Source organism: Kosakonia quasisacchari (assembly GCF_004331415.1).
Taxonomy (GTDB): Bacteria; Pseudomonadota; Gammaproteobacteria; order Enterobacterales; family Enterobacteriaceae; genus Kosakonia; species Kosakonia quasisacchari.
The window spans coordinates 38,160-45,100 of the sequence record NZ_SJOP01000028.1 but is presented as its reverse complement, the minus strand read 5'-3'; the positions used below and the strand labels follow the sequence as shown (position 1 = coordinate 45,100).

Annotated in this window: 8 protein-coding genes; 1 reads left to right on the top strand and 7 read right to left on the bottom strand. The window is 54.5% G+C overall.

Annotated features, from left to right (window positions below):
• Nucleotides 1-44: 44 nt before the first annotated feature.
• The 7 genes from tyrR to pspA all read right to left on the bottom strand — a co-directional run bounded on the left by tyrR (nucleotide 45) and on the right by pspA (nucleotide 5,765).
• Nucleotides 45-1,586: a transcriptional regulator TyrR gene (gene tyrR, locus E0L21_RS22380; RefSeq protein ID WP_131413391.1), complete on the bottom strand. Its 1,542-nt coding sequence runs from the start codon at nucleotides 1,584-1,586 to the stop codon at nucleotides 45-47.
• Between the two features lie 143 nt (nucleotides 1,587-1,729).
• A complete protein-coding gene (locus tag E0L21_RS22375) occupies nucleotides 1,730-2,779 on the bottom strand; it encodes a YcjF family protein (protein ID WP_131413389.1) in 1,050 nt (349 codons plus the stop codon).
• Nucleotides 2,776-4,173: a YcjX family GTP-binding protein gene (locus E0L21_RS22370; protein ID WP_131413397.1), complete on the bottom strand. Its 1,398-nt coding sequence runs from the start codon at nucleotides 4,171-4,173 to the stop codon at nucleotides 2,776-2,778. Before E0L21_RS22370 ends, E0L21_RS22375 begins: the two co-directional genes overlap by 4 nt.
• Nucleotides 4,174-4,212: 39 nt before the next feature.
• Entirely contained in the window at nucleotides 4,213-4,449 is a 237-nt protein-coding gene (pspD, locus tag E0L21_RS22365) for a phage shock protein PspD (RefSeq protein WP_131413387.1), read from the bottom strand.
• Between the two features lie 10 nt (nucleotides 4,450-4,459).
• Nucleotides 4,460-4,819 carry an envelope stress response membrane protein PspC gene (gene pspC / locus E0L21_RS22360; RefSeq protein ID WP_131413385.1) on the bottom strand — a complete coding sequence of 120 codons (360 nt, stop codon included), beginning with the start codon at nucleotides 4,817-4,819 and terminating at the stop codon, nucleotides 4,460-4,462.
• On the bottom strand, nucleotides 4,819-5,043 hold the full coding sequence (gene pspB, locus E0L21_RS22355; RefSeq protein ID WP_016495895.1) for an envelope stress response membrane protein PspB: 225 nt from the start codon (nucleotides 5,041-5,043) through the stop codon (nucleotides 4,819-4,821). The genes pspC and pspB overlap by 1 nt, the downstream gene beginning before the upstream one ends.
• Nucleotides 5,044-5,096: 53 nt before the next feature.
• Complete coding sequence (gene pspA / locus E0L21_RS22350; RefSeq protein WP_131413384.1) at nucleotides 5,097-5,765, bottom strand: phage shock protein PspA; 669 nt, start codon at nucleotides 5,763-5,765, stop codon at nucleotides 5,097-5,099.
• A gap of 167 nt (nucleotides 5,766-5,932) precedes the next feature.
• Here pspA and pspF point away from each other — a divergent pair, with 167 nt between their 5' ends.
• Nucleotides 5,933-6,913, top strand: coding sequence for a phage shock protein operon transcriptional activator (pspF, locus tag E0L21_RS22345; protein ID WP_131413382.1), 981 nt, complete (start codon nucleotides 5,933-5,935; stop codon nucleotides 6,911-6,913).
• Nucleotides 6,914-6,941: the final 28 nt, after the last annotated feature.

Here is a 6,941-nt window from a genome sequence, read left to right as displayed (position 1 = left end):
TCTATAGACAACAAAAAGCCTCCACAATGGAGGCTTTTTTATTTCTACTCTTCACCCTTCTTCTGGCTCAGACCATATTCCCGCAATTTATTCGCAATCGCAGTGTGCGAAACGCCGAGCCGCTTCGCCAGTTTACGCGTGCTGGGATAGTTGCGATAAAGCTGGATGAGTACCGAGCGCTCGAAACGGCTGGTGATCTCATCCAGCGAACCCTCCATCGCATCTTCACCCACCGGCACCGTGGCTGCGTCATAATCCGGCAGTTGAATGTCCTGAGCGCGCAGTTCGTAGCCTTCCAGCTGCGTTAACGCACGGTAAATGGCATTTTTCAACTGGCGCACGTTACCCGGCCAGCCATAGCGGTTGAGCAACTGATGCACATCCTGCGACAGTTTTGGGCGAGGCACGCCCTGCTCGTCGGCAAAGCGGGCCACGAACAGCTCAGTGAGTGGCATAATATCCTGCGGACGATCGCGTAGCGGCGGTAAATTCAGCGTCAGCACATTCAGGCGATAGTAGAGGTCTTCCCGGAATAGCCCTTTTTGCACCAGTTCCACCAGGTTGCGCTGTGTTGCGCAGATTACTCGCACATCCACATGCACTTCGTGATCTTCGCCGACACGCCGAAAAGTACCATCGTTAAGAAAACGTAGCAGTTTCACCTGCATACGCGGTGACATTTCGCCAATCTCATCAAGTAGCACCGAGCCGCCGTTCGCTTGCTCGAAAAAGCCCTTTTTCCCTTCCGGCGCGTGGCCAAACAGCTCGCTTTCAACGGACTCTTCCGGGATGGACGCGCAATTGAGCGCCAGATAAGGTTTCGCCGCGCGTGGGCTGGCAAGATGGCAAGCATGCGCCAGCAAATCTTTACCGGTGCCGGTATCACCGATTATCAGCAACGGTGCGGTAAGCATGGCCAGTTTCCGCGCCTGCTCCACCACCTGCCGCATCTTCTGGCTTACGGCCACGATCTGACTGAACGCGCTGAGATCTTGTTGGCTCAGATTTTGTAACTGGCGTCCCATCCGAATTGTCGAACGCAGCATCACCACCGCACCGGTCAGCACCGGTTCGCCGGTTTCGCCTTCCAGGTGCACAGGCGTAATCTCCATCAGGAAATTTTGCCCGGCAATAACGACATGCTCACTATGGGAGTTTTGCGGGTTACCTTCGAGCCAGCGCTGAAAATTAAATCCCGAAATGAGCTGTACAGCGTTGTGGTTACGGATTTTGTCGGCATCCAGAGCGAAAAGCTGGCAACTGGCTGGGTTCGCCAGTTCCACTTTGCTTTTCATATCCAGCGATAATACCGGTTCTGGTAGCGCTTCCAGCAGCGCGCTCATCGCGCGGTGTTCTCGTTCAGATGGCATCCACAGCACGGTACGAACATCAGTGACACCGGCGATACGGCGGATTTCAGCCATCAGGCTACTGAAGGTGTTAAATTCGAGCGCGGCAAAATTAAGGTAGATTCGCCCGACAGGGTCAATCTCTATCCCGCGTAAATCGATACCACGCAGCACCAGTAGATCCAGTAATTCGCGAGTCAGACCAAGCCGGTCTTCACAAAAAACTTCAAGACGCATGAGAGTTCGTCCTTATTCATTCACGTAATGAAAGGATGATAAGCCACTTCGCGGCTTGCAGGAAGATACCTGTCAACAAATATTGACAGTTTGCGGAGAAAAGCGGCACTGCGGCGTAAAGGTAAGCGCGCAGCGCCGCTTTTTTAGTCGGCCGAGCGTTTTTGTAACGTCTCCTTTAACTGGCTAATCAACTGTCGGCGGAAATCACCAAGGCGGGGTTTATCATCATCGAGCCACGGCAGCGGACGGCACAGCTCCATCGCTTTAATACCCAGGCGCGCCGTCAACAACCCGGCGCCAATCCCCTGCGCTGCACGTGCCGAAAGCCGGGCCGCCAAATCCTGCGATACCCAGTCCATGCCAATTTCACGCACCAGTTCGCTGGCACCCGCGAAGGCGATGTTTAACAGCACCAGGCGGAACAAACGCAGGCGGCTGTAGTAACCGAGTTCGATGCCATACAGCGTGGCGATACGGTTAATCAGCCGCAAATTGCGCCAGGCGATAAAAGCCATATCGACCATCGCTAGCGGGCTGACGGCGATCATCAGCGCGGATTCAGCCGCTGAACGGCTGATTTCACGCCGTGCCTGGGCATCCAGCACGGGCTGAACCAAATGCGCATAGAGACTGACGATTTCACGATCGTTGTGCGTTTCGTGGATTGCGGCATACCAGCGCTGTAGCACCGGATGCGCTTGATCGATTCCTGCTTGCCGCGCCAGTTTTTCGCAAAAAGCCCGCCCTTTCCCGATTGCATGGCTGTGCAATAAATCACGCGCTTCATCGCGTTCTTGCGCGCGTTGGCGCAAACGCCAAAGCCGTCGCCACTCGCTGGCAACCGAACCGACACCTGCGCCAACAATCAGCGCACCGGCGGCACAGCCGCCCAGCGCAACCCAGTCCTGCGTATGCCAGGCGTTCATTGCCCACTGCACACCCTGACCGACCACGCTTACGCCAAACAACGTCAACCCGGCAGTGACCATTTTGCGCCACAGGCTGCGTTTTGACCGCAGCGCGGCTTCGACTACCGCCTCGGCTTGCCCCTCTTCCGGCAGTTCATCAACCAGGGCGGGAGCAAAGTTTTCCGCTTGCTTATCATTAAAAGTCTGCGCACGCTTAAACTGCGCACTGCTTTCCGCTTCCAGCGGGCCTGCGAAATCGATTCTCGGTTTTAGCGGCTCGGTCATCGCAATTTATCTCCAATCAAAAACTCCAGCGCCGCATCCAGGCGGATATGCGGCAACAGGGTATCCACATCCATCACTGGTGGGCGAAACGCCTCAAAATTAAACCCTTGCTTGTCCCAGAATGCCTGCCCTGGCAGCCGTGCAGGCACTTCACCGGGGTAGAAAGTCAGCGGAGCGCCATCCCTCAGACGATGCCCACGCAGCGCCGGGATCTTCTCGCCATTTACATCGATGATGCCGCTTTGCGTCGCCTGCACTGACGCCAGCCCAAGGCAATCCATGCTAATCCCTTCAAACGCCGCATTTTGCCAGGCGTCCTGGATCAGCTGCTGCAGCAGCGACACCATATTGGCGTGCTGATCGACTGTAATATGATCGGCTTTGGTCGCGGCAAATAAGAGTTTGTCGATAACCGGCGCAAACAGGCGGCGAAACAGCGTGCGCTGCCCGTAGTGGAAACTTTGCATCAGTTGCGTGAGCGCCAGACGCATATCATTAAAGGCCTGCGGCCCGTTGTTCAGCGGTTGCAGGCAATCGACCAGCACAATCTGGCGATCAAACTTAAGGAAATGGTGTTTATAGAAACCTTTGACGACATGCTCGCAATAATAGTTGTAACGTTCACGCAGCATCCCGGCATTGGTGTGCTTAGCCGCCTGCGCCAGTTTCACTTCCCCGGTGCCATCAACATCTGGCCACGGGACGAATTGCAGCGCTGGCGCGCCGGCCATATCACCAGGCAGAACAAAACGGCCTGGCTGAATAAAGTGCAGACCTTCGCGTTTGCACTGATGTAAATAGTCCGTCCACGCCGCTGCAATTTCTGCCAGCCGGTTTTCATCCGCGGGTGCCAGCGGGTCAAGCCCTGCGCAAAGAGCGCGCCATTGTGCCGACCACGCCTGACGCTGCCCTTGCAACAAGCCGGTCATTTGCCGCGACCAGCTCAGGTAATCCTGCGCCAACATAGGCAAGTCCAGCAGCCATTCGCCGGGATAATCGACAATTTCCAGATAAAGAGTGGAGGTTTCTTTGAAATGGCGCAGCAGTGAATCGTTAGAGCGAAAGCGCAGCGCAAGGCGGATTTCACTGACGCCGCGCGTCGGCGTCGGCCAGACCGGCGGCGTTCCATATAACTGCGCCAGCCCTTCATCGTAGGTAAAGCGGGGAATACCAAAATCACGCTGCGGCACGCGTTTTACACCAAGCAGCCGCTCTTCGCGCACTGCACTCAGCAGCGGCAAGCGCGAGCCAGCGTGAAGGTTCAGTAATTGATTAACCAGTGCGGTGATAAAAGCGGTTTTGCCACTGCGGCTCAGGCCGGTCACCGCCAGACGCAAATGCCTGTCCATTCCGCGGTTAACCAGCGCATTCAATTCGTTACGAAATCGATCCATCGCCATTGCATTTCGCCTTAAAGCTATAGCCGTAATTCCTTATTTTATCTCGTTTTCGGTCATGAAGCGGCGAGAAAATTTATTCGCAGCTCGTTTCAATAACGGCTCCAGCGCGAACGCCAGAAGCAGCTTAACTGGGCGTCGGGCGACGGATTTCACCGCCCAGCCCGCAACACCTGCCGGACCGAAGCGCAGCGCGCTCAGTAACGCCAGCTTACCGACAATCTGCAAACCGGGTTTTACTTTATGGTGAACCTGTTGCCAGCGTTGATTCATATCTTCACTCCTACAACTGACGGAAACGGCTGCGCAGCGAAAATGTGTCTGAGGTGACATAGCGTTCCATCTGGCGCAAACGGGTTTCTCCCGCAGCGAGCTGTGCGTCTACCGCGTCCAGTAATTCGCTGCTGCTCGGTACATTTTCACTCTCGGCATAATTTTCCGGCAGCGGATCCAGCACAAAAAACAGCACGATGTACGCCGCCACGACAAAGAAAAACAGCCCGAAAAACATTGCCAGAATGGCAAGAATACGCACGACTTTGACGCGAATATCCAGATACTGTGCGATGCCCGCACAGACACCACCGATTTTTCCGCGCTGGGGGATGCGCCATAACTTTTTATTCAGATCGAGGGTAGCCATTAGCGGTCTCTCCAGTTCGGGTGCTCAGCATCAAGAATATCTTCCAGCGCCTGAATACGTTCGCGCATCCTCGTGGCCTCTTCGGAAAGCTGGAGTAAGCGCTGCTGCTCATTCTGGTTAAGTTCGCCGCGTGAAGTGCGATTGTTGTAATGCAGCCATAGCCAGACCGGCAACACAAACAGGATGAAAAGAGTCAGGGGTATAGCCAGAAACAGCGTGCTCATGTGTACTCCTTACAGCGGATGAGGAGCGGCATCTTCTGATGCCGCCGTTATTATTATTCGTTGTCTTGTTTCATTTTGGCTTTCAACTGCGCCAGTTGCTCGCTGATTTCGTCATCGGCGCGCAGTTCCGCAAATTGTTGGTCCAGCGATTTCTGTTTACCAAAACCGTGACTTTCCGCTTCGGCTTCCATTTGGTCGATGCGGCGCTCAAAGGAATCAAAGCGCGCCATCGCTTCATCCAGCTTGCCGCTGTCCAACTGACGACGAACATCACGCGATGAACTGGCCGCCTGGTGGCGTAACGTTAACGCCTGCTGGCGGGCACGGGTTTCGCTGAGTTTATTTTCCAACTCGCCGATCTCTTTTTTCATCCGCGTCAGACTTTCATCCACCAGCGTCACTTCCTGCTCAAGTGTTTCAATAAGCGCAGTCAGTTTTTGCTTTTCAATCAGCGCGGCACGCGCCAGATCATCTTTATCTTTACGCAGCGCCAGTTCGGCTTTTTCCTGCCACTCGGCCTGTTGCGCGTTTGCTTGTTCAATGCGACGTGTCAGCTGTTTTTTCTCCGCCAACGCACGCGCTGAAGTCGAACGCACCTCTACCAGCGTATCTTCCATCTCCTGGATCATCAGACGCACCAGCTTTTGCGGATCTTCGGCTTTTTCCAGCAGTGAATTGATGTTGGCGTTCACGATGTCGGCAAAACGAGAAAAAATACCCATAATCTGTTCCTCTTGATTTCTGTAATCGGGCTCGGCCCTGCTGCTGAGCTATTACAAACTCCGTGCCAACTTTTTATCTCATTGAATATAAAGAAGATGAATAGTTTTACCGCAACGATAACTTAAGCTAGAGTAGTTAATATCACCAACTAGTGGCGAATTTCATCATGTCGGAACAAAAGGATAACTTGCTCGGCGAGGCCAATAGCTTTATCGAGGTGCTGGAACAGGTTTCGCGCCTTGCGCCTATCGATAAGCCGGTGCTGATCATCGGCGAACGCGGTACCGGTAAAGAGCTGATAGCAAACCGTTTGCACTTTCTCTCTTCGCGCTGGCAAGGGCCGTTCATCTCGCTCAACTGCGCGGCGCTGAATGAAAACCTGCTTGATACCGAACTTTTCGGCCATGAAGCCGGCGCGTTTACTGGCGCACAGAAACGCCATCCGGGCCGGTTTGAACGTGCCGATGGCGGAACGCTGTTTCTGGACGAACTGGCGACCGCACCAATGCTGGTACAGGAAAAGTTGCTGCGGGTGATTGAATACGGCGAACTGGAGCGCGTCGGCGGAAGCCAGCCGTTACAGGTCAATGTACGGCTGGTTTGCGCCACTAACGCCGATCTACCGCAAATGGTACAGGACGGGACCTTTCGCGCGGATTTGCTCGACCGGCTGGCCTTTGATGTCGTGCTGCTTCCGCCGCTACGGCAACGCCAGAGCGATATCATGTTGATGGCGGATCATTTCGCTATCCAGATGTGTCGGGAACTGAAGTTACCGCTCTTCCCCGGCTTTACCGATCGCGCGCGCGACGTGCTGATGGGTTATTCATGGCCAGGTAATATCCGCGAACTCAAAAACGTGGTGGAGCGCTCGGTTTACCGCCACGGCAGCATCGATACGCCGCTTGATGACATCATCCTTGATCCTTTCAACCGTGACATCACCACTCCACCACAAACAGGGCGGGAAGCAACAGAGCAGCCAGCCTTGCCGCTGGATTTACGCAAATTCCAGTTCGATCAAGAAAAAACACTGCTGCAAACCAGCCTGCAACAGGCGAAATTTAACCAAAAACGCGCAGCCGAATTACTCGGGCTCACTTACCACCAACTGCGCGCGCTGCTGAAAAAGCACCAAATCAGCTGAAATCGCCGACAATAACAGCAGTCGTCAG